Source organism: uncultured Zhongshania sp., assembly GCF_963975605.1.
Classification (GTDB): Bacteria; Pseudomonadota; Gammaproteobacteria; order Pseudomonadales; family Spongiibacteraceae; genus Spongiibacter; species Spongiibacter aquimaris.
Window position 1 is genome coordinate 38,424 of the sequence record NZ_CAXBHN010000005.1, and the last position, 23,163, is coordinate 61,586.

The window sequence follows — 23,163 nt, forward strand, 5'->3', positions numbered from 1 at the left end:
GGAGCAGCGATCGGCTGCCAAAATTATCCGGATTGCAGCGACAGACCCTAGCAACGGAATGGCTAGCACCTTACAATTTGCACCAGCAATTCCCGCCATGCGTTTACACAATGTCACCGGATACCAATGTCTGACCTTCACCTATATCAGTACCTACTGATCGGCTTGATCTTTGTCTGGAGCGGCTTTGTCCGTTCCGGTCTCGGCTTTGGCGGCGCGGTTCTATCACTGCCCTTTTTACTACTGGTATACAACCAGCCACTGGTCTTTCTACCGCTGATTTCCGTGCAGTTATTATTCTTCTCTTCCATCACGCTGGTCTTGAACAACCGTAAATCAGAGGCCGCCAATCGCGCTCACAAAAGCACCGTCGATTGGCCCTACCTAAGATATATGTTGGCAATCATGATCGTGCCAAAACTACTCGGGGTGTTTGGTTTGATTACCATGCCCGCCGACGTGCTAAGCATGATCATTTTCGTGATCGTGTCGGTGTACGCGGTGACCTACATTTTCAACAAACCCTTTAAGAGTAATAACAAGTTTGTCGACGCCATATTCCTAATGGCCGGTGGCTATATCAGCGGCACCTCATTAATTGGCGCGCCCTTAATTATCGCGGTGGCCGCCCAGCATGTTGCCCGCGAACGACTGCGCGATACCTTGTTTGCACTGTGGTTTATTTTAGTGAGTATAAAGCTGGCGGCATTTATCTATGCCGATGTTAGCCTGCAAATGATTCACCACCTGTGGCTATTACCCTGCGCCGCGATCGGCCACTTTATCGGCCTGCGCTTTCACGCAAAAATGCTGAAAGCAGAAACACCCATCTTCTTTAGGGTATTGGGCATAACGCTGCTATTGATAAGTGCACTGGGGCTTTGGAAGGCACTAGAAGGTTGAGCGCTACTGATAACGTCGACCACGGTGTTCTAACCAGCCGCCGACGTGTCGTGCTGCTGGATCACGGTGTGTCCAATGCAGTACGCCACCCAGCTTATTCCATTCGTACTCACCATAAAATTTAACTTTATCGCCGGCTTGTAAACCTTCGATACGCGGCGCTATATCGATATTATGCGCAACCAATAACGTTTGCCCAGAAGTGAGTTTAAGAATGAACTTCTGATGCCGGCTTCCCTTGGTATCGTCTGCCAAGACCTTAATAACCTGCCCACTACCACTCACTTGAACATCGCTAAGCTGGCGATTAAACGCGTCGGCTAATTGTTGTTCGCCACTAACTTCTTCACTAACACCCTGGAACCTAGACTCTGACGCTACTGGTAAAAAATCCTGAACGTGCTCGCCTAGCTGGGGGTTCCGTAAATAAATTTGATACAGAGCGAGCACCGCCAACGCTGTGTAAATCCATTTTTTCATAACAGCCAAAACTCAGTTCGGTTTAACATTGTGAGTGTATACCGAAAATTGCTAATTCATTGTAAATTACGACGATTTCAGCTCACTTATAATTTTTTTCCACATCTCATCCGGTGCAGCATAAGGGGCGTAAATCGCTAATCTATCTGCGTAAGCGCCATATTTGGCTTTTAGCTTACCAGCGATTTCTTCAGGCTTACCTCTAGTACAAAACGCGTCGACAAATTCATCATTAACGTAGCTACCGAGTTCATCCCATTTACCTTCTTTCGACAGCCGATTCATAATCGGCTGTAAATCACCCAATCCCACAGCGTCCATTGGTGGGATATACGCTGGTGTTGACGCGTAAAAGCCCAGTAAGCCTTTTACACTTTTCTCCGCTGCCAGATATTCGGCTTCGGTTTCGCCGGTAATAATGATGGCGTTCACTTGCAAGGTAAAATCATCAAAACCACGACCCGATTTTTCAAGTCCTCGCCGAACAGCGGGAAGCGCGTGGTTCGCAAGAAACGGCATACTATTGAATGGATGAACAATCAAACCGTCTGCTACTTCGCCCGCCACTTCGGTCATCTTTGGGCCAAGCGCACCTAATAAAATTGGCGGAACACCATAAGGGTTTGGGCCGGGGTTGAACATCGGCGTCATTAAAGTATGGCGATAAAACTTACCCTGAAAATCCAATGTAGACCCATTTTGCCAACAGTCGAAGAACGCTTTCACGGCGAGAATATATTCCCGCATTCTTGCCGCCGCGGGGTTAAATTCCAAACCGAAACGCTTTTCAATATGCGGTTTTATTTGCGAGCCTATGCCAAGGCTAAACTTCCCCTTCGAGAAAGTCTGCAAATCCCAAGCCTGATAGGCAATATGAGATGGGTTGCGCGGGAAGGCTACGGCAATACCCGTGGCAATATCGAGGCTCGGTTCGTGTTCAGAAGCGAGGGCCAGTGGAAAGAAGGGGTCCCAACTTCCCTCCAGGGAATAAACACCGTCGTAGCCTATCGCAGCCAAACGCTTTGCCTCTTCGGCTGCGCCACTCATTTGCGCATAAAAGGGTCCGTCAATTTTCATTTCATTACCTAATTATTTTTTAGTTTTTTAAATTTGGCGATTACATTCCAACCAGCCAATCACCGCGTCTTCACCTTCGATAAAGCAACGCACAAGTGAACGGCGATACTCTGTGCGCTTCGGTGTCGCGAAGGTGTGAGTAATATCAATTTCCATTCCGCTAATTGTTTCTATGCGCCCACTTATTTGTCTTCCGCTATCACAAACTAAACTAAAGCTGCCCTGCACCGCCTTAGTCGGATCAGCCGCATCAAATGCCAAATCGAACTCAACCTTGCTGAGATGCTCCATCTCTTTCTCTGCCGCTTGATAGTAGCCCATTTGAATAGTCGACCAATCGGGTATATTCACTACCGTAGATTGAAGACTGAAATGTTCGCTATTAACCACAAAAAATTGCCACTCCATATCCCAAGGCCGCGGCCCCCAGGAATGATCACGCTCACCGCGCACATCGATAAGGTATTTATCTGCATCAATCGCTAATTGCAGCTCCGCAGCAATTGGCTGCTCATACCGATTAGTACTGAAACCTTCAGCGCTGTGATTTTCTACGGTGCCAGCACCCCGCGAATGTGCGGGACCAAGCGCCTGAAATGCCAGGTTCAGACTCACGGGCAATACCAGTCCCTGTCGGTGGCCCGATACCACGCGGGCAAATCCAGATACCGTTAATTTGCCGGTATTGAGTGCGGCAGTGGCTACGTAATCGAACGCTAGGCCCCACCCGGAATAAGAGAACACCGACTTATCGGTATTTAACTTAAGCTCTGAAAATGGCAGGCGATACTCTTCAATAACCATCCATTCCGAGCCGTTAAATATATACAACCAAAAAAGCACACGCTTCTGAACTGGGTGCCAAGCAATACGGCAGTGACCGGCATTGTGCCCCTCACGATCATACCAATCGAAAAAATAAGATTCATTCCAGTCTTCATGGTCTTCACTAAAGACATGGGGAAACTCATCTTCTAATTTTATGCCAAACTGGCTGAGAGTCTTTTCGTCAATCATAGTCATTTGCTCTTTTCAGAGATTGTTATTAAGAGAATCGAAAGTTTGTAAAATTGTCACCACGCCAGTATCAGCGTCGAGGTGTATCTTGTCGCCGGTCTTAATTTGTTGAGTGGCAACGCGGGTATTAACAACGGCCGGTAATCCGTACTCTCTGGCAATCACTGCACCATGAGATACCGAGCTGCCGACATCGGTCACCAACCCTGCGATTAGACTAAAATACGGCGTCCAGCCAACGTCAGTAATTGGCGCAACAAGTATTTCACCTAGATTTAATCCGGCGGCCTCATCCACACTAAAAGCTACCCGAGCTATTCCCACCACACTGCCTGAGGAAACCGGGCGTCCAGTAATTTTTCCTTCATGGTTCACGTGTATGCGCGGGTCAATAGGGACCGGTTTTCCTACACATATTTCTTCAAATTTCAATTTGTCTTGGAAGTGCAATGCGGTTCGACGTGCTTTTGTTTTACTTTGCCATAAACCCAGATCGACCTTGCCATCGACAAAGTCAATTAATTCTCTATGAGTAAAAAAGAAGACTTGATCCGTATCGCTTAACTTTCCTTCGCTGAATAACTGCTCGCCCAAAGCTCGATAACTGCGCTTAAAGCGATTGGCAATATCCACCAGCAAGGATTTGGTTTTTTCCCGGCGACGAATAGCATTATGCGCTTTTGGCAAAATCCAACGCAGCCCGCGACTTAAATTATTGAGATCAACCTGCTGGGGCTTCATCACTTTTCTCGCACCGCCAAGCTGCCCTTTTACCGAAGCCTGCATGGTGGCAATTAGCGTTTCTGGTGCATCGGCCCAGCTTGCCTCGCGCATGCAAAGCTCGCGGTAACCGCGATGACCATGCCGTTTAAGAAAATCATTAAAGTCTGTGCTAATTTTTGAGTCAGCGCTGTACAAGTAAGTTACTGCATCGGCAGGCGTAGCATTTATAAATTGTTTCGCTTCTTCTTTATTTTCTGCAATTTTCGCAACGATGGCATCAAGCTGCTCTACCAGCACTGCGCTCTCCACATCATTGGCGCCCGCCATTAAACTGGCGGCCTCAGCTTGCTCTACTGCTGTACTCTCTTGCCCCCCGGAAATCATTCCCTGCAATATATTAGATGCAAAACCCGAGGTGGTTGATGATTGCAAATGAACAGCCATCGCCTCCGAATAAAAAGGTAAGGCTTGATCTAAAGCACTAGCGAGCTCGTGACTTGTGCCGGTCACGGGCAAAGAGAAGTGACTTGCCCTTTTTTCAAATTTTTCAATTACACCATCTGCTGTATACAAATATTTTAACATTCGCATGGTGCCCAACAAACGTATCCACCAGTAACTTTTCTTTGGCTCCTTTAACTCCTCGACTACACCGCCACACAAGCTATAGCCCATCGACTTTGCGTCTACGCCTAACACATTTGCCGCCGCGGCGATGGAACCACTCATGTTAAGAAAGAGTTTGCCGTGACTCATTGCGACTTGAGTCCATTCCTCATTCACAGCCGGCCGCCCCGCGTAACTGACATGCATGTGTTGCATGCCGTTTTCAATACAGCGACCTGTCGTTGAAAAGGTTAAGGGGCAACTTGCACCCGGCATCATTTCACCCACGTTGCAGCGGGTAAGCACATCACCAGGTTTTAATGGCGTATCTAATTCATTCAAATCAGAACCAATAGTGGTAATTGGCCGTGCTTGGAGCCAAAACAGTTCTCCTGTTTTATCAATAGCCCACTCTAAATCTAAGGGCGCGCCCGCCTCTTGCACTGCCTTTTTGGCATCACTGAAGAGCGCCGAGCACTGTTGTGGCGACAACATCGGGGGATCACCAAGCAAGTCGGAATGAACAATCTTACCCTCACCATCTAGCTCATAATGATCAGGCGTCGCTTCGCCACTGACCAGGGCCTCCCCTAGACCGGCGACAGCGTCAATAACTTGCCTGTCATGGCGCCCGGATACAGGATCAACCGTAAACATAACGCCGGCAAAGCTGGCGTCGACCATATTCTGAACCACAACATTCATTTGGCTACTTTGAATATGCTTGTCTCGCTGATATGAACTGGCGCGCTGACTAGTCAAGGAATCGACACAGCGATCTATAGCGTCTTTTAATTCGTCTAAACCGCTGACATTAAGGATACTTTCGTACTGACCTGCAAATGAGCTTTCAACGCCATCTTCGCCAAGAGCAGATGAACGTACCGCTACCTGTCCAGCTCCCAGTTGCCGATAGTAATCGGCGAGCTCCGCCGGGTGTTGGCCGCGCTGAGCATTTAAAATCACAAACCCCGCCGGCACCTTAAGGCCCCAGCCCATCAGTTGACTGAGCCCGGCGGCCTTTCCACCAGCGGCGTGAAGGCGCGCTTGATTAACTCCTAACTCTTCTAGGAAATATATTTCTGGCGTCACGCTATGCATTCCATAATTCCGTCTTATTGCTTTTATAGTTATATGAGCGTCTACACCTTTTTATGAGCAAGGTAGACTTTATCAAACAAACTATACGATCATATAGTTTTGGTGTAATGTCAAGCCAAATGCTAAGTTGCGCTAGCGTTAGACCTTATAATCACGCGCCATAAGAGAAGGGTAAATAAATTAGGCCTTATGAATATCAAGAAACTAGCAAGCAAATCGAATCAACGGCGAGAAAATGTGCTTCAAGCTGCCGCCAAGCTTTTTGGGCAAATGGGCTTTGATGGCACCTCATTTTCAATCGTTGCTGAGCACGCAGGAGAGCAAAAGACCTTCGTTCAGTACCATTTTGATAACAAGGAGGTTTTGTGGAAGGAGGCCGTTGCCTATGTGTGGCGTCAGCGAAACAATGCCTTGCCCCGCTATATTGAAGATATCTCTCTGCAAAGAAAAAATTCTGACGATAAATCGGAAATGATTCGGGATTTGTGCCGGCGTATTCTGCAATTTACCTTCGACAATCCGGAGTGGGTAAAAATTATGTTCCAAGAGTCGTCCATGCCCGGCCCGCGACTAGACTGGCTGGTTGAGGAGTTTCTCGGTACTGATTTTATCGAAGGTAGGGCCATGATAGAACTTGCTCAGCACCGAGGCCTATTACCCAAGGTAGACTCCATGGACCTACTCCACATCCTCTCAGGCGCATTAATTTACTTAGTGAATGTAGCGCCTATTACAGAGCGTATTCTCGGTGTTGAACCCAGCAGTACAGAATATATGGAGCACCATATCGATACGCTTATGCGTATTTTAAATTAAGCGAAAACAACAAACGTCATTTTCTAGTGTGCTGGCTCTTTGCTGCTGTTTGTAAATGGTTTAGCCAGCCAATACACCGAGACCCCGGCAACAATCCCCGGTAAGCCTTCGTAAACCATATTGTGCAGATCAAAATAGCGCCATGCTAGGGCGGTGGTAATACCTACGCAGCTCATAGCGATGGCTACTCCCTGACTTGGCCGGCCGCCAAAAATCAGCACGACTAACATAGGAACGAAGGCGCTAGCCAAACCCGACCACGCCATTACCACCATCGCAAATACACTCTGCGCGCTAAGCAGTGCCCAAGCCAAGGCCAAAATACAAACGCCTAAGGTAGAAACTTTAATCAGAAACGGGCGCTCTATATTTTTAGGTACTAGATCGTGGGTGAATGCCGCAGAAGAGCTAAGTATTAGGGAGTCTGCTGTGGATAATGTCGCGGCAAAAATACCGGCAAGAATCAAACCGACCAGCACAGGGGGCAACAAAGTTTGCGCCATGGTTGGCAGCGCTAGCTCGGCGTCGAAGCTGCCGACTTCCGGCAGATACAGGCGCGACAGCAAACCTACCGTTGTGGCCATTAAATAAAAGGCGGTAAACCACAGGTAGTACCACACCCTTGCGCGGTTCATATCATCACCGCTACTTAGGGTCATAAACCTCACCATAACATGAGGTTGACCGACAACTGAGAGGCCAGCAAAAAACCATCCCAAAGCAAACAAAAACGCACCGGGCACACCGGGAAAGGCGAGATCTTCAGGGAACCAGTCCATGTAGTTTGGCACGTCTTTTAAAGCCGTAAGGGTTGCAGAGACACCGCCCAGGTTAGCAACTGCCACCCACATGAGTATTCCCATGGCGCTGATCATCACCACTGACTGTGCCGCATCAGTCCAGATAGATGCGCGAATACCACCTGCAAGGCAGTAGGCAGCTACCAGCACCGCGCCGCACACGGCGCCAGCCCAAGTTGGCCAATCAAACAATACATGCAGCGCCTTGCTACCGGCTAATAACTGAGCGGCAGCATAGGCGGTAAGAAGCAATATGCAGATCAGCGCAGCAAGACGCTGGTAGTTTGGCAGTACAGCGCCATTCCAATTTGCCAACACACCGAGATAACTTACCTCGCCGGTTTTTTCTGTGGTGGCCCGCAATTTACGGTGCACGAAGTGTGAGGCAATATAGTCGCCGAAAATCCAGCCGACCATAACCCAAAACGCCGACAACCCAACGGTGTAGGTGTAACCAATTACACCTATAAACATATAACCACTGTTGTTGGTCGCCACTGCCGACAAACCCACCAACCAAGGTTTAATGGTGTTGCTGGCCAAATAATAATCTTTGCTTTGGTGGGTATTAAAAAATAACGACGATAGGCCAATAAGCACAAATACACTGAGAAAGGCGGCAAAACTCCAGGCTGTTATCATAGTTAATTCCGTGATGTTTGCTGTGTGTTGATTTGTATATGTGCTTATGCAGGCGCTGTATTCGGAGCCAATAACTCTATTAACAAGGGGTGCTCTCGCAATTCCGACAAAGCAGGATCTCGGTGCAACTCTTCTCGGTAAGATTCAGCCTGCGCGACCGCGTGGGTAAAATAGCGCGCGGCATCATCTAAATTTCCCTGACAGGTATGCGCACACGCTAACTGGTAAAAGGCGTGCGCATTGGCGTCGTCTAACACCAGCGCTTGATGACATAAGTTTATTGCCCATTGCGGCTCATTTTGATCTAGCGCGGCGTCGGCCTTGTAAGTTATCGCTTCGATATCATCTTTGCGCAGGGCGAGTATGTGATCGTAAATCGCAATTTTCCCCGCTGGGCTTGATTCCTGACTCGCCCGCAACCAAAGCGAATGTATTTCTTGGGTGAGGGTAATTTCTTCGCGATTCGATTCTATATGCGCGGTTTCTTGTTTTAGTTGTTTCTCGATTGTACGAAGCCGTTTCTCATATTCTTCAACTAATTCTGCCACCTGTTCGTTGGCGACTTTATGAACTTTATCTTTAATATCGCGAATCGAATTCCAGCCAATCAAGACCAACGCCGAACTCACTGCAGCAATTAAATAGAAAAAATAGGTAACGGTGTTGGTGGCGTAAGACACCGCCTTATCGGCAGCGCCCAATTCACGATCGACAACTTCCGCTGCCATTTCTCGATGCGATCGCTCCATATCGATCCGCAAGCTGCGGATTTCATCTAACATATAGCGTTCAATGAAAGGTGAGTAGAGTGGCTCGCTTAAATTATCAATTGAGGCGTCGACATTGCTGTCTTCCGGCGTTAATGCAGGCTCCGCTGACAGCAGCAGCGGAGCACATAGTGCGGCTAGAATTGCCAAGCGTTTAATTATGCTGCGCATATGGCTTCGCCGTGGTCATGCACTTCAACAAGACAACGGTGCAAGCTGGCTACGCCCATTTCATAATCATCTTCATTCACCACAAACTGCATATCTACCTGACGCATAGATTGGTGCATGGCCAACACGCTAATATTTGCAGACGCCAAGGCAGAAACGGTTTTGGCCAACATCCCCGGTACCTGCATATCACTGCCGATGGCCGAGATAATTGCTACTTTGCGCGTGCTTACTTCGGCACTAGGAAATAATTCCTTAACCGCGCTAACAATGCGCTTGACGGTTTTTAAATTAACACCGAGATAATTGGTAATAGTGTTGGCGTTAATATCTTTGGTGATCACCGTGCCTTTAAAGCGTTCGATCGCCGCTAATATTTTTTGCTCGTACTGCCACAGTGCGCCAACCATATCTTGGTCGAATACCTCTAAGGCATAGACTTGTTTGCGCCCCGCAATAATTTCTACGCAAGGTTTTTCACTGCGATAATCACAGTCGATTAAAGTACCCGCATGATCGGGTTCAAAGGTATTTTTTACTCGCAGAGCAATTTTCTGTTGGCGTAAGCCCTTCGCTGCACGGGGATGAATTGCCTCCATACCCAAATTCGCGAGCTGGTCGGCAACGTCATAATTGGTACGGCCAATGGGCACGACTTTATCGGCACCAACCAAACGAGGGTCGGCGCTACTTAAATGATATTCTTTATGAATAACCGCTTCGCGAGCGCCGCTGATGACCGCCATACGGCTGAAGGTCATTTCACTATAACCGCGATCAAAGCTGGCCATTAGTCCCTCTTGGCAATGCGCGTAGCCCGTCACAATAGGCAGCGTTGTCGTTAAATCGATGCCGGCAAGCGCTTCCCTTATATGATCGTCTAAAGGCAATGCCTCTTCGGCACGCCAACCTGAGAGATCAATATAGCGAGCATTAACACCGTCGCGCTTAAGCAGTGCGGCTGTATTCCACGCACTGTGTGCTTCGCCGATACTTGCCAACATTTCCCGCACCGTTAGCAGGTGGTCTTCTAAGCCAAAATGACCGTGCTGACAAAGGCGGTGCAAGTTGTCCATGCAGCGTTCGGCTTCGAACAAGCGGCTTTCAATGTATTTATTGGCTTCCGCCAGCTGCTCAATATCTGGAAACAAACCCGCATTAATTTCTTTAAGGGTGTTGCCAACGTTGCTAAGCGCATCTCGCCATAAGGTTTCAGCGCCATCGTCAGCAAACAGGGCGTAAACCCCCGGATGACTATTACGTTTATTTTCTAACAGCAAATCGGTTACGCCACCGTAGGCCGATACGACAAATATACGGCCGTAAACATTGCCATCCTCGCCACCGGCGAGCACGATATTGTCTCTCACCGCCTCGTAATTGGTCATCGAGGTGCCGCCGATTTTTTCTACACTATGTGTCATTTTTCTCTCCGTTGAATAGCTGAAAGAGACCTCTACACGATTACTATTTTGCCCTCTGGCAGCGTCAAAATCGTACTCAATCGGTCATTTATTATTATAAACTCCCTCATTCCGTGCGCTTTTTCCTTACCAAAGAACAAAATTCCGGCTCGTGCAAAGCTCTCCTAAATAAATTGTCGGTCTTCAGCAGATTCAGTCGATTGGGTAGACGCCATTTTCATCGTGTACTTCTTTGCCACTCAAGGGCGGGTTAAACACACAGGCCATTTGCATATCTTCGCTGCCGCCGCGCAATAGATGCTTGTCGTGTTTATCTAAGAGATAAATGGTGCCCGCTTCTAATTTATAAATTTTACCGTCATTCACGGTTTCGATTTCGCCGTTGCCTGATATGCAGTACACCGATTCAAGATGATTCTGGTAGTGAATTGGCGTTTCGGTATTGGCAAAAATAGTAGTGATATTGAATGAAAAGCCCATTTTGTCGTCTTTTAAAATCATGCGCACACTTTGCCAAGTGTCGGTGGCTACACAACGCTCTGAGTTTTCGCATTCTTTTAAGGTTCTAACAATCATTTCAAATTCCTTTATTTCTTAAAAATAAATGCCGCTCTTGCTGATACCCAGCGGCGACATAAATAGACCGTTAATAAAGGCCTCTTCCACAGAACAGTTTCCGCAGAAGAGACGCTTTACTCATTCATTCAAGAGGCTTTTTTTTCGACCGCTTTGCCCAATACATCGGCAATGGCATCGGTAAGAATATCCAGGCCGCGCACCAACTCCGCTTTGTCGATAGTGAGTGGGCAAAACACTTTAACGACCTGACCGCGATTACCGCAGGTTTCAATAACCAATCCGCGCTCAAAACAAGCTCGGCCGATTTCATCGGCGGTTTCGCCATCGCGACACGCGAGACCCTGCATCATGCCACGCCCCTTGGGCTGCATTTGGGTGACGCCGTAGCGGTCTGAAATTTTCTTGAAACGGTGACTCACAATCGCTGATTTCTCAACGATGTCTGCGGCAAACTTGTCATCCGTCCAGTAGTGACGAATCGCTGCAGCGGCGGTAATAAACGCATGGTTATTCCCACGGAAGGTGCCATTATGCTCGCCTGGCTCCCACACATCTAAGTCTGGACGCAACAACACAATAGCAAAGGGTAAACCATAGCCACTCAACGATTTAGACATAGTGATAATGTCTGGCTTTATACCGCTGGCTTCAAAACTGAAGAAGGTGCCAGTGCGACCACAGCCCGCTTGAATATCATCAACGATCAATAATATATCGTGCTTGCGACACAGTTTTTCCAAGCCGCGCAACCAATCGTTATTGGCAACGTTCAGGCCACCCTCGCCCTGCACAGGCTCAACAATCATGGCCGCAGGAAGGTCAACACCGGAAGATGGATCTGACAGTAATTTATCCATCATTTTTAAACTGTCGGCATCGCGACCGTAGTAGCCACAGTAGGGCATACGGTTTACATCGCCCAGTGCGACACCAGCGCCGCCGCGATGATGGCTGTTACCCGTTGCGGCAACTGCGCCAAGGGTCACGCCGTGAAAGCCGTTGGTGAACGACACGATTGAGGTACGGCCGGTCACTTTGCGCGCTAATTTTAGCGCCGCTTCTACCGCGTTGGTGCCGGTAGGACCCGTGAACTGGAAGGTGTACTCCATGTCACGGGGTGCCAAGATATGCTCATTAAACGCCTGCAAAAAATCACCTTTGGCGGCGGTGTGCATATCTAAGCCGTGGGTGATGCCATCGCGCATAATGTAGTCAACGAGCGCCTGCTTTAATACCGGATTGTTATGCCCGTAGTTAAGTGTGCCGGCACCCGCAAGAAAGTCGATGTACTGCTTGCCGTCGGTGTCGTACAAATGCTCGCCCTGTGCCTTGTCGAAGGTAACGGGGAAAGATCGGGCGTAGGATTGTACTTCTGATTCGAGCCTGTCAAAGATTGTCATAGTCTTCACTCCTCTTAGCATTCCTTACTGAATTCGTATTTGTTGCTGCCTAGCCTTGTGGCTTATTGCGGCGCGGAAAAAGGCCCAATACGGAGCAGCGCTTCGCTGTCGTGCTGGCCACCAAAATGGGCGTCTTTCTCAAACCAAATACTGTGATTTAATTCTGTGTTGAGGTCGCGGGCAAAGCTGCGAAACAGCGCCCAAGAGGCCTCGTTATCTGGTGTAATAGTCGTTTCTAAAAAGCTGACTCCTGCGCACGCAGGACGCTTTACGATTTCTTTCAGCATCCGTTTTGCCAAACCACGGCCGCGCTGAGACCCATCTACAACGACTTGCCATACAAACACCGTGTCACTTTTTTCCGGTGGACGGTGGGCTGATATAAAACCAACCAAGCGACCGTCCTCTTCTACCGCAACCGAGGTCGCGGCAAAGTGGGTGCACTGCAGCAAATTGCAGTAAACAGAATTGGTATCTAGTGGGGGGCTGGCCGCCACTAATTGATTTAGGGCATAGCCATCTTCCGCCGTTGGCTGGCGAAAACGAAGCGTGGCAGCGTCGGCTTGCATCGCGCTATTTGATTTCAACACAATTTATTTGTGTTCATACTAACTTAATAAACAAATGGTATACAAAGCGCCATTTTGGTGCGTTATATCGCATTTATTCACTAAATCGTGAACTCAACCTCCTGATTAATTGCTTAGTACACGAAGCATTATAAGTGATTTAAGTGTCTTTGTTCAAGCTGAGGTATTGACAACGACGTAGTTTGTCGGGTGCAAAATAGGCGGTAAGCCGCTACCATTGGGGCGCTAAAGGAATCGAAGAAAGTTAAAATGAATAGAATTGATGAAGTCCTTATCTCTCTGCGGCGGGTGACTCGCGCCATTGATTTGCACTCTAAGCACCTTATGAAGACAGCAGGTCTGACTGCACCACAAATGCTCATCCTTCAAACGCTGCGTGACCAGGGCGATGCCATCATCAGTGACGTGGCAAACCACATTAATCTCAGCCAAGCGACAGTGACTAGCATTCTCGATCGCCTAGAAAAACGCGGATTAGTGATGCGGGAGCGCTCGCAGCAGGACAAACGCAAGGTCTACGCCTGCCTGACCGATGCGGGCAGCGAGTTGATTCGCAACGCCCCCATGCCACTGCAGGATTACTTCATTCGCCAATTCAGTGATTTGCAGGATTGGGAGCAAACTCACATCATCAGCGCACTACAGCGTGTCGCCCATATGATGGATGCCCAGCATATCGATGCCGCACCACTACTGGACGTGGGAGCCATAGACCGCCAAAGTGAGGACGAGAACCGGACCTTTGGCTTTGAGCACAGCGAAGACTAGCCTCCGTTATATAAGCGCCACATCGCCGGTAAATGTTGGTCATGACAGATACATACCGAAATTTTACCTGCCGTGCCCTAGGAAATTCAGATGTATCACCCCTAGCATCGGGTATTTTCGACACAGGCGAACCTACTGATCTTGACGCCCCTGCGGCAACCGAAACATTTACTGTCCTTATCAAAACCTCCCTTACAGCAATTGCTAAAGCCCCACCACTTTACACATCTTAATTTTCGACCAAACTTAAAGCCAACGATCAACCGTCACTGCCTTTGCGAAGACAAAGTGCTCACATCATGGGTAAACTGCAGCCCTTAACACTAAACTGACGGGACACTTAATGATGTCGTTTAAAGTTATTCACCGTTTCGCTACTTTACTGCCGCTCGGTCTTGTCATCGCCCTCGTAGGCTGCGGCCCGAGCCCGAGTACAAGCGCGACGGCCACCACCGAGACAGCGAGCGCTGCCCCGTCTAGTCGCAGCCTCATGCCCAGCGACCCCGCGTTAAAGTCACTGTATATCCAAAGTTGCTATGGCTGTCACAGCTCGGGGGCTGCTGGAGCGCCGCGCAGCGGTAATCAGGCCGATTGGGCACCGAGACTTCAAAAGGGCATGGACGTGCTACTTAGCAATACCGTTAACGGGCTGAATAGCATGCCGCCAAAAGGGATGTGCATGGGCTGTAGTGAAGAGGATTTTCGCAATTTAATCGTATTCCTCTCTGGGCAAAGCGAATAATTTCAGGCCGGTCGAAAGCAACCTAGCGACGCGGGTTTTTAGCCTTAGGTTTGATCTGCTACCGAGATCAGTGCGTAATACCGACCTACTTACAAAGACTTAGGAAGCGCCATCACCATGTCTGACACGTCAGCTATCCGTATTGGTATTAGCGCCTGCTTGCTCGGCGAGCAAGTGCGTTACGACGGCGGCCACAAGCGTTTGCCCTTTGCTTCTGATGAGCTTGCTCGCCACTTCGATTTTGTCAAAATTTGCCCTGAGCAAGCCATCGGAATGGGTGTGCCGCGCCCGACAATTCGACTTGTTGGCGACCCTGACAGCCCGCGCTTAGTCGGAAGTTCAGACAGTAGCTTGGACGTGACCGAAAAAATGACGGTCTTCGCCCGCGACACGGTGGCGACACTCGATTACATCAGCGGCTATATTCTTTGCGCAAAATCGCCTAGCTGCGGAATGGAGCGGGTGCCTGTTTACTCAGACAGCGGAGTCGGACTAGGCAAAGTAGGCGTAGGACTGTTCGCCAAACAATTAATGGCCGCTCATCCGCTGCTGCCAGTGGAAGAAAACGGCCGCTTAAACGATGTACATCTGCGGGAAAATTTTGTTTTGCGCGTTGTTGCCTATGCTCGCTGGCAAGCCATGGCCGCCGAGGGGCTGAGTGCGAAACGATTGCAGGACTTTCACCGCCGCCACAAATTTTTGCTGCTAGCGCACAATCAACCTATATACCGCGAATTGGGGCCGATCGTCGCAGAGGCGGGCGACGTAAATGAAATTGGCGATCGCTACATTAGTAAATTTATGCAAGCAATTCGGCACCCCGCGAGCGTTAAAAACCACACCAATACGCTTATGCACATCCAAGGCTTCTTTAAAGAGCACCTCGATGCCAGTGACAAGGCGCAACTCAGTGAGGTTATTCGAGATTACTCGGAAGGACTGCTTCCATTATTAGTGCCACTGGAAATGCTCGGTATGTTTTTAAAGAAATACCAAGTTGACTATCTACTGGACCAGTATTACTTCACCCCATACCCTCGGGACCTGAAACTGCGTATGGGCTTGTAGCGTATGACGGCACTTATTTGGTTTCGCAATGATTTACGAAGTTTAGATAACCCAGCGCTCACCGCCGCCAGCAAGAACCATGAGCAAGTTCGCGCACTTTACTTTCTCTGCCCGCAGCAGCTTGATGAGCATGGCATTGCCCCCATTCGTCGACACTTTCTGCGCCGCGCCGTCGATGACTTAAGCGCACAGCTGGGTAAGCTAGGTATTCCCACCGACATCGTCGATGCCACCCACTTCAAACACGTGCCAAACCAGTTAAAAAACTATTGTCAGAAACACGGCATTGAGGCCGTGTATGCCAATCAAGAATGGCTGGTCGATGAAATACAGCGTGATAGTCTCTGCACCGCGCAATTAGACATCCCGCTACATTTACTCGATGACAGCCTGCTCAGCCCTCTGCACATTGCCAAGGGCGATGGTCAGCCCTACAAAGTGTTTACGCCGTACTCTCGACGCTGCCGCGAGGTCCTGGCAGCGCAGTTTCCCCGTGTTTTGCGGCGGCCTGCTGCCAAAAGCTCATCGGACACCACAACAACAGAGCAGTGTCCAAAATTTGGAGAGGAAAAAGACTCCTCAGCCTGGCCGGCCGACGAGGAGGGCGTGCTGCAACAATTGCGTCAATTTTGTGCCGAGCGGGCTGCTGACTATCAAAAGCATCGCGATTATCCTGCAATTGATGGCACTTCGCGACTCTCGGCCGCCTTAGCTTTGGGTCTCGTCAGCCCGCGTCAATGCCTAGCCCGCTTACAGCAGGAGTGTGGTGAGGAGATTTGGGACACCAAAAGTGATGCTGGCACATGGTTTAATGAGTTGCTATGGCGAGAGTTTTACCGCCATGTTGCCTACCATTTTCCGCGAGTCGTAAAAGGTCAGGCCTTTCAGAGCTATACCGACGCCATTCCGTGGCCAAATGACCAAGCACTATTCGACGCCTGGCGTGAAGGTCGCACCGGATACCCCATTGTGGATGCTGCCATGCGTCAACTCTCGGCAACTGGCTGGATGCACAATCGCTTGCGCATGATTACAGCGTCCTTCCTCTGCAAAGATCTGCATATAGATTGGCGCTGGGGTGAGCGCCATTTCTTAGAGACCCTCATTGATGCCGATTTTGCCTCAAATAACGGTGGCTGGCAGTGGGCCGCCTCGACGGGGACTGACGCAGCGCCTTATTTCCGTATTTTTAACCCGACGACTCAAGGCCAGCGCTTTGATGCCGACGGCGAATTTATTGTGCACTACGTACCCGAGCTAAAAGGCCTGCAGGGCAAGCAATTGCATCAACCACCAGCTATTTCGGATTATCCTTTGCCTATTGTCGATCACAATGAAAGGCGAAAAATTACCCTCGCACTTTTTAAAGAAATAAGAGACTAAGCACACTCAGACACATTTATTGCTCTCCAGTGATAGCCCGTGCTGGCTAACTGTACCCAGCCTGAACTATGCTATGCAGGCACTTGGGAGCACAATAAGATGAAAAGGAGTAACCGTGCGATTTGCTGTCTTTACGCTACTATTTACTAACGCCATTTTATTCACCGCTGCTAGCCACGCCGACGATGATTCCCATCAGATCTTCGGATTAAGCGAATACGTTTACATTGAGGAGCTGGGAGTTCGCTACAAGGCGAAAATTGATACCGGCGCTGAGAGCGCGTCAATCAATGCGATCAACGCCCAAGTCGAAAAGGGCAAGGGTAAAAAAGATGACATCGTCCATTTTGACTTGGTGTTGCCTGATGACTCGCTAAAATCAGTGAGTTTGCCGCTCAGCAAACATATCCGTATCAAGCGTCGTGCCGCTGACTACGATGAAGACGAAAAAGATTATAGTCGCCGCCCGGTGCTAGAACTAACACTCTGTATTGGCGGTAACTCACACAAGGTTGAGGTTAATCTAGCTGATCGCAGACAGTTTTCTAAACCTATGCTGGTTGGCTCTGAACCGTTGACTGCGTTTAACGCGCTGGTTGACCCAAGTAAAAAATACATGCAGGACAAAACGCTCTGCACTAAACAAGATAAGTCCGAGGAGCAAAACGAATGAAGGGCGTAAAACTGCATGTCAGGGTACTGGCACTGGCACTATTAATTATGGGTGCCGCCAGTACTGCATGGCAGATTTTTGTTCTAAATATTCCGATATCCTCTGAAACCACAGAGCCAGTGTGGGTAATCGATACCAAGCTCAGCTTTAACGCCCGCGACAATAGTCCGGTAAAAGTACAAATGTATTTGCCACCGGTGTGGAGCAAGTTCATTACCCTGAACGAGAGTTTCATTTCTAAAAATTACGGCGTGAATACCGATGTCGTCGGCGATAATCGCCAGGCGGTTTGGTCAGCGCGCCGCGCCGAGGGTAGTCAGCAGCTTTTTTATCGCTTAATGCTCACTAAACGCAGCAACTCAAGCTTCTCCGAATCAGAACCCGGCCCCCTGTTCAGCGAAAGCCCAGAACTGATAGGCGTAGAGAAAGTCGCCGTTGATGCTCTACTAAAACCAATTCGCGAGCACTCCGCTGATATCGAAACCTTCATTCGCGAAGCAATCAAACTTATTAACGAACCAAGTAACCACAATGCCCGCTTACTGCTGGGTAACGACTACACACAAGACAGTAAGTCGCGGGTGCTCGAATTATTATTGTCTTCTGCTCATATCCCTGTAGAGCGTGTCCACACCCTGCGACTAGTCAGCAGCGTGGCGCAAATCTCCGAGTTGTGGATGCGCAGCTACAATGGCAAGCGCTGGCTCTACTTCAACCCTGAAACTGGCGCCCTCGGCTTACCCAATGATCGAGTTGTATGGTGGACCGGTGATGAGCCAATGGCGGCCGTTGAAGGTGGCCGTAATCTAAAAATAGAAGTTACCGCCAATCAACGCATTATGAGTTCTATTATGCTCGCCCAATCCGTGGCAGAGCGCAAAGAGAATAAACTGTGGGCTCTGTCGCTTTACGACTTACCGCTGCAGTCACAGCAAACCTTTGAAATCATTCTTATGATTCCAATTGGGGTAATGCTAATTCTATTGTTGCGCAATGTTATCGGCCTGGAGACCTTGGGCACATTTACGCCCGTTCTAATCGGTCTGGCATTTCGTGAAACCCAGGTATTCTGGGGAGTCATTCTGTTCACCGTGATTACCGCGCTCGGCCTATCGCTGCGATCCTATCTCGAGCATTTGCACTTGCAATTACTATCGAGACTGTCTGTGGTGCTGACCTTTGTGGTGATTGTAATGGCTTTAATTAGTGTCCTTGGGCACCGTTTAGGGCTAGATCGCGGCTTGTCGATTGCGCTATTCCCCATGGTTATTTTGACCATGTCGATAGAGCGTATGTCGATTGTCTGGGAGGAGCGCGGTGGTGTTCACGCCGGCAAGGTGGGTGTCGGCACGCTAGTCGCCGCGACGCTGTCACATCTAATGATGACCTACGAGCCCTGGTCGTACTTCGTATTTACCTTCCCAGGTATGCTGCTGGTATTTATGTCATTCATGTTGGTACTAGGCCATTACCGAGGCTACCGTTTAACCGAGCTATTCCGTTTTAACGCCATGATTAAAGGCAAATAACATGTCCTTATTTAGTACGTGGAAAGAGCTGCGTGAAAAGGGCGTTATGGGTATCAACCAGCGCAATGCAGACTATGTATTGCGCTACAACCAACGCCATCTTTATCCCTTGGTTGATGACAAAATTAAAACCAAAGAACGCGCGGTACAGGCCGGTATTCACGTGCCGCCCATGTATGGTGTCATCGATTCAGATAAGCAGATCAGCAAACTTAAGGACATCGTTAAAGACCATCGCGACTTTGTTATTAAACCGGCACAAGGCGCCGGTGGTGACGGCATCATTGTTATTGCTGACCAATTTGAAGGCTACTATCGCACCACATCTGGAAAATTACTGAGCCACGAAGATATTGAATTCCACCTTTCGGGCATTTTATCGGGTATCTATTCACTGGGCGGGCATCGCGACCGCGCACTTATTGAATACCGAGTGACGCCAGACCCAATCTTTAGTGCCATAAGCTACGAAGGTGTGCCTGATATCCGCATTATTGTGCTGAAAGGCTACCCCTTACTCGCAATGTTGCGACTACCTACCCGCCAATCTGGCGGCAAGGCCAACCTCCATCAAGGCGCGATAGGAGTTGGAGTCGATCTAGCAACGGGGATTACGCTGGACGGTACATGGCTAAATAAACTCATCAACAGTCACCCAGACACAACCAACCCCGTAAGAGGGGTGCAGTTGCCGTTCTGGGACGGCTTTATGTCATTGGCAACCCGCTGCTATGAACTCACCGGCCTAGGCTACTTAGGCGTAGATATGGTGCTAGACAAAGATCGCGGCCCCTTGATGCTAGAGCTAAATGCCCGACCCGGACTCAATATCCAAATCGCCAACGATGCAGGCCTCGCGGCACGCTGTCGGAAAGTAGAGAATGAAATTGATCGACTTGCCGCCAAGGGTATAAAAAATCCAGCCCCCGCGAAGCGACTCGCGTTTTGCCAACGAGAATTTGCCCAGCAAATGCTGCCAAGCACTACGGAGCAAGAGGGCAATTCGTCGGCTGAGCTTAACAGTGAGCCCGGCACTCAAATATAAAGCCCAGCACAAAAATAAAAAGGCCGCTTAGCGTGTACGCTAAGCGGCCTTTTTATTTCTATCTTCTGAGCCCTCTATCGAGACAAGGGCTAACACGAAATTGCGACGATGATTTACTTGGCCGCCCGCTCTTTCGCTATCAATTCGTCAGCAACCTTCAGCATTTCTGCCTGACCACCCGCCGAACGGCCTGTGATGCGATATTTACCGTTGATAATTAACTCGGGCGTGCCTGCAATACCGTAGGAGCGAGCACGCGCATCCGCCTGCTTCACCTGGCTATTCACACCAAATGAATCAAAGGTTTTACGGAAAGTCGCGTCATCAATATCACTATGGCTAGTAAATAATGCGGCGAGAGCGTCGGCATCACGAAGGGTATTACGATCAACATTAATGGCTTTGAATATTGGCTCATGTACCTTATCCAGCACACCTAAGGTCAGCGCTGTATAGTACGCTTTTGCATGCACGACCATCAGCTCATTCCACATTGCCGGTGAACGGTGAAAATCAACATCCGCCGCGAGCTTTTTCTTCCACGCCTCAATCATGGGGTCAAAATGGAAGCAGTGACTGCAGCCGTACCAAAACACTTCAACGACTTCGATTTTATCAGGATTAGCCGTTCTCACTGGCTGAGGGATGCGAATAAAGCGCTCTCCCACATCAGCTTTGTCGCTTGGCTGAGTTTGGGCGGCGGCAGATGCTGCTGGCTGGGCTGCTTTTGAAGCAGCAGGCTCTGCACCATCGCTGCACGCCGACACTAATAATAAAAAGCTGAACACACTGAGCAGTGAAAGCATTTTCTTGAACATGAAGCCACCTCATTTAAAAGCGGTTTACCCATTAACTGCCGGGAAACGCAAATTAGAAAATTAAATTGTTATAAGTTGTCTGAGACCATGCTAATACACAATGATTCCTATTTAACAGAATCTTATACGCAACTTACCGGGATTTTGTTCATTTAAAATCTACGGTTGCAGAAATAAAAAAAGCGGCCGAAGCCGCTTGTTTGTCTGCTCGCACTCAGTGATGCAAACCTTGGATATAACTTGCTACCGCTTCAATTTCAGAATCGCTCATTTTAAATGCCACCGTCCGCATCGTTTTGGTGTCGCCATCATTGGTGCGACCTTCACGACCATCTGCCGCGGCGCGGAAAGCTTTCAATTGCGCAATCGTATAATCCGCGTGCTGACCGGCCAGTGCAGGGAAGCCAGCCGCCGCCATACCTTGGCCGGTTGGTGAATGACAGGCCGCACAAGCTGGCACACTGCGATCGGCAATACCACCGCGATAAATAGCGGCGCCTTTTTCCAGCAATGCAGGATCTGTTTGACCCGTGCTAGCCGTTTTACTAGCGTAATAGGCAGAGATATCTGCAATATCTTGGTCAGACAAATTATCAGTTTGGCCCGCCATCAATGGCGCAGAACGCTCGCCAGATTTAATGTCGTGAATCTGCTTAGCTAAATAGCGCTCACCTTGCCCCGCTAGATTAGGGAAGTTCGGCGCGGGACTATTACCGTCAGCACCGTGACAGGCAGCACATGGTGCAGATTTCGCCTTACCGGCCGAGGCATCGCCCTCTAATGCCACGGCAGAACCAGCGAACATCAATGAGGCAATCATTACTAATAGAGGTTTATTCATTGTCACACACTCTTTAATCAAGATAATTCTGTCACACACTGCTTAAGATTGTGGCGTCGCCATATACTCAATCAATGCTTTAAATTCGTCTGCGCTGCAATTGAAGCACAATCCTTTTGGCGGCATTGCATTAAATCCTTCATTAGTATGTTTCATTAATGTATCCATGCCTTTTTCTAAACGAGGCGACCAATCAGCCTCTACACCTGTTTTTGGCGCACCATTGGCACCAAAACCATGACAGGCATAGCAGGATGCCTTATAACGATCTACAATCGCCTGCTCGGCCGCAGTGGCAGTCAAGCTAGCTGCCAACAGAAGTAAAGCTACAAACCATTTATGCATGAGTTACATCTCCAAATATCAGCAGTTCGAACTCGTTTTTCGGAACGCTGGGGCTTACTCAGCACCTAAAGTGACCCCGCACAAAAACTGCGGCATTATACACAACTAGTCGGCGTGTGGGCCAGTTATTGCCCTAGAGCCTGTACACACTGCCTTAGTCATTTTCTCGGATATATTATGGATTCCTCCCCTGCTTTAAATTACCGCCGCGCCAGTTATCTAAAGAGCTCGCCAAACCTGATGCACTGCCCAGATGACACCGGAGCGGAGGTTGCCTTTGCCGGTCGCTCTAACGCAGGAAAATCTAGCGCAATCAATCGCTTAACCGAGAATAAGAAGCTAGCTAAAACCAGTAAAACACCGGGCCGAACGCAATTACTCAACTTTTTCATCTTAGATGAAAGCGGGCGCCAGCGACTTGTCGATCTTCCAGGCTACGGCTTTGCCAAAGTTCCGCTGGCAGTTAAAAATGAGTGGCAGCGCAACCTTGAAGCCTATTTGCAAAAACGCGAATCACTTAAAGGCATGGTGTTAATGATGGATATCCGTCACCCCCTCACGGAATTTGACAAGCAAATGGTAAGCTGGGCAACCAAAAGCGCTATGCCTATGCACATTTTACTTACCAAATCTGACAAATTGAAACGCGGCCCCGCCTCGGCAACCTTATTGGCAGTGCGTAAGGAGCTCGCCGAATACGGCGACTTAATTAGTGTGCAATTATTCTCCGCCCATAACGGCGACGGCCTGCAGGCGCTGCGCAGCCAGTTAGACCAGTGGTTAGATATTCCAAGACTTGATGAAGCTGGTATCGATGAGCTGGCAGCGCCCAATAGCGAGATTTGACGCTATTTG

Annotated in this window: 23 protein-coding genes; 10 read left to right on the forward strand and 13 right to left on the reverse strand. The window is 49.1% G+C overall.

Annotated elements, in window-relative coordinates:
• Nucleotides 1–126 precede the first annotated feature (126 nt).
• Nucleotides 127–903, forward strand: a complete 777-nt coding sequence (locus tag AAC007_RS06645) for a sulfite exporter TauE/SafE family protein (protein WP_339675448.1) — start codon at nt 127–129, stop codon at nt 901–903.
• Between the two features lie 3 nt (nt 904–906).
• Here the strand turns inward: AAC007_RS06645 and AAC007_RS06650 are convergent, their stop codons facing one another.
• The 4 genes from AAC007_RS06650 to AAC007_RS06665 form a co-directional block, all read right to left on the reverse strand.
• A complete protein-coding gene (locus AAC007_RS06650) occupies nt 907–1,383 on the reverse strand; it encodes a DUF3465 domain-containing protein (protein ID WP_339675449.1) in 477 nt (158 codons plus the stop codon).
• Nucleotides 1,384–1,449: 66 nt separating this feature from the next.
• Nucleotides 1,450–2,460 (reverse strand): TIGR03617 family F420-dependent LLM class oxidoreductase, encoded by a 1,011-nt coding sequence (locus AAC007_RS06655; protein ID WP_339675451.1) that lies wholly within the window; start codon nt 2,458–2,460, stop codon nt 1,450–1,452.
• A gap of 27 nt (nt 2,461–2,487) precedes the next feature.
• The gene (locus tag AAC007_RS06660) at nt 2,488–3,477 is read right to left on the reverse strand and encodes a hypothetical protein (protein WP_339675453.1); all 990 of its coding nucleotides are present in this window, start codon (nt 3,475–3,477) and stop codon (nt 2,488–2,490) included.
• Nucleotides 3,478–3,492: 15 nt separating this feature from the next.
• Nucleotides 3,493–5,898 (reverse strand): PEP/pyruvate-binding domain-containing protein, encoded by a 2,406-nt coding sequence (locus AAC007_RS06665; RefSeq protein ID WP_339675456.1) that lies wholly within the window; start codon nt 5,896–5,898, stop codon nt 3,493–3,495.
• Nucleotides 5,899–6,144: 246 nt separating this feature from the next.
• Between AAC007_RS06665 and AAC007_RS06670 the strand changes: the two genes are divergently transcribed.
• Nucleotides 6,145–6,723 (forward strand): TetR family transcriptional regulator, encoded by a 579-nt coding sequence (locus AAC007_RS06670; RefSeq protein WP_296436673.1) that lies wholly within the window; start codon nt 6,145–6,147, stop codon nt 6,721–6,723.
• A gap of 23 nt (nt 6,724–6,746) precedes the next feature.
• Here the strand turns inward: AAC007_RS06670 and AAC007_RS06675 are convergent, their stop codons facing one another.
• The 6 genes from AAC007_RS06675 to ectA all read right to left on the reverse strand — a co-directional run bounded on the left by AAC007_RS06675 (nt 6,747) and on the right by ectA (nt 13,096).
• Nucleotides 6,747–8,165: a sodium/proline symporter gene (locus AAC007_RS06675; RefSeq protein ID WP_296436674.1), complete on the reverse strand. Its 1,419-nt coding sequence runs from the start codon at nt 8,163–8,165 to the stop codon at nt 6,747–6,749.
• 44 nt (nt 8,166–8,209) lie between these two features.
• Nucleotides 8,210–9,103 carry a hypothetical protein gene (locus tag AAC007_RS06680; RefSeq protein ID WP_339675459.1) on the reverse strand — a complete coding sequence of 298 codons (894 nt, stop codon included), beginning with the start codon at nt 9,101–9,103 and terminating at the stop codon, nt 8,210–8,212.
• Complete coding sequence (locus tag AAC007_RS06685; RefSeq protein ID WP_295873463.1) at nt 9,091–10,527, reverse strand: aspartate kinase; 1,437 nt, start codon at nt 10,525–10,527, stop codon at nt 9,091–9,093. The genes AAC007_RS06680 and AAC007_RS06685 overlap by 13 nt, the downstream gene beginning before the upstream one ends.
• 192 nt (nt 10,528–10,719) lie before the next feature.
• Entirely contained in the window at nt 10,720–11,103 is a 384-nt protein-coding gene (locus AAC007_RS06690) for an ectoine synthase (RefSeq protein WP_219043367.1), read from the reverse strand.
• Between the two features lie 128 nt (nt 11,104–11,231).
• Nucleotides 11,232–12,506, reverse strand: a complete 1,275-nt coding sequence (ectB, locus tag AAC007_RS06695; protein WP_295873460.1) for a diaminobutyrate--2-oxoglutarate transaminase — start codon at nt 12,504–12,506, stop codon at nt 11,232–11,234.
• Nucleotides 12,507–12,568: 62 nt separating this feature from the next.
• Nucleotides 12,569–13,096 carry a diaminobutyrate acetyltransferase gene (gene ectA, locus AAC007_RS06700; protein ID WP_295873458.1) on the reverse strand — a complete coding sequence of 176 codons (528 nt, stop codon included), beginning with the start codon at nt 13,094–13,096 and terminating at the stop codon, nt 12,569–12,571.
• Nucleotides 13,097–13,345: 249 nt separating this feature from the next.
• On the opposite strand from ectA, the gene AAC007_RS06705 reads away from it, so the two are divergent.
• The 7 genes from AAC007_RS06705 to AAC007_RS06735 all read left to right on the forward strand — a co-directional run bounded on the left by AAC007_RS06705 (nt 13,346) and on the right by AAC007_RS06735 (nt 20,304).
• Complete coding sequence (locus AAC007_RS06705; RefSeq protein ID WP_339675464.1) at nt 13,346–13,864, forward strand: MarR family transcriptional regulator; 519 nt, start codon at nt 13,346–13,348, stop codon at nt 13,862–13,864.
• A 343-nt stretch (nt 13,865–14,207) separates the two neighbouring features.
• Complete coding sequence (locus AAC007_RS06710) at nt 14,208–14,606, forward strand: c-type cytochrome (RefSeq protein ID WP_339675466.1); 399 nt, start codon at nt 14,208–14,210, stop codon at nt 14,604–14,606.
• Between the two features lie 117 nt (nt 14,607–14,723).
• Entirely contained in the window at nt 14,724–15,674 is a 951-nt protein-coding gene (locus AAC007_RS06715) for a DUF523 and DUF1722 domain-containing protein (protein ID WP_339675468.1), read from the forward strand.
• A 3-nt stretch (nt 15,675–15,677) separates the two neighbouring features.
• Nucleotides 15,678–17,057 (forward strand): deoxyribodipyrimidine photo-lyase, encoded by a 1,380-nt coding sequence (phrB, locus tag AAC007_RS06720; protein WP_339675470.1) that lies wholly within the window; start codon nt 15,678–15,680, stop codon nt 17,055–17,057.
• Between the two features lie 115 nt (nt 17,058–17,172).
• Nucleotides 17,173–17,730 (forward strand): RimK/LysX family protein, encoded by a 558-nt coding sequence (locus AAC007_RS06725; RefSeq protein ID WP_295873449.1) that lies wholly within the window; start codon nt 17,173–17,175, stop codon nt 17,728–17,730.
• Entirely contained in the window at nt 17,727–19,259 is a 1,533-nt protein-coding gene (locus AAC007_RS06730) for an inactive transglutaminase family protein (RefSeq protein WP_295873448.1), read from the forward strand. Before AAC007_RS06725 ends, AAC007_RS06730 begins: the two co-directional genes overlap by 4 nt.
• Nucleotide 19,260: 1 nt before the next feature.
• Nucleotides 19,261–20,304 (forward strand): alpha-L-glutamate ligase-like protein, encoded by a 1,044-nt coding sequence (locus tag AAC007_RS06735; protein ID WP_295873445.1) that lies wholly within the window; start codon nt 19,261–19,263, stop codon nt 20,302–20,304.
• Between the two features lie 113 nt (nt 20,305–20,417).
• Here AAC007_RS06735 and AAC007_RS06740 read toward each other — a convergent pair whose 3' ends face one another.
• The 3 genes from AAC007_RS06740 to AAC007_RS06750 form a co-directional block, all read right to left on the reverse strand.
• Nucleotides 20,418–21,122: a thiol:disulfide interchange protein DsbA/DsbL gene (locus tag AAC007_RS06740; RefSeq protein ID WP_295873443.1), complete on the reverse strand. Its 705-nt coding sequence runs from the start codon at nt 21,120–21,122 to the stop codon at nt 20,418–20,420.
• 214 nt (nt 21,123–21,336) lie between these two features.
• Complete coding sequence (locus tag AAC007_RS06745; RefSeq protein ID WP_295873441.1) at nt 21,337–21,963, reverse strand: cytochrome c4; 627 nt, start codon at nt 21,961–21,963, stop codon at nt 21,337–21,339.
• A 42-nt stretch (nt 21,964–22,005) separates the two neighbouring features.
• On the reverse strand, nt 22,006–22,308 hold the full coding sequence (locus tag AAC007_RS06750; RefSeq protein WP_295873439.1) for a c-type cytochrome: 303 nt from the start codon (nt 22,306–22,308) through the stop codon (nt 22,006–22,008).
• 177 nt (nt 22,309–22,485) lie between these two features.
• Here AAC007_RS06750 and yihA point away from each other — a divergent pair, with 177 nt between their 5' ends.
• Nucleotides 22,486–23,154, forward strand: a complete 669-nt coding sequence (gene yihA, locus AAC007_RS06755) for a ribosome biogenesis GTP-binding protein YihA/YsxC (protein ID WP_296436681.1) — start codon at nt 22,486–22,488, stop codon at nt 23,152–23,154.
• Nucleotides 23,155–23,163: the final 9 nt, after the last annotated feature.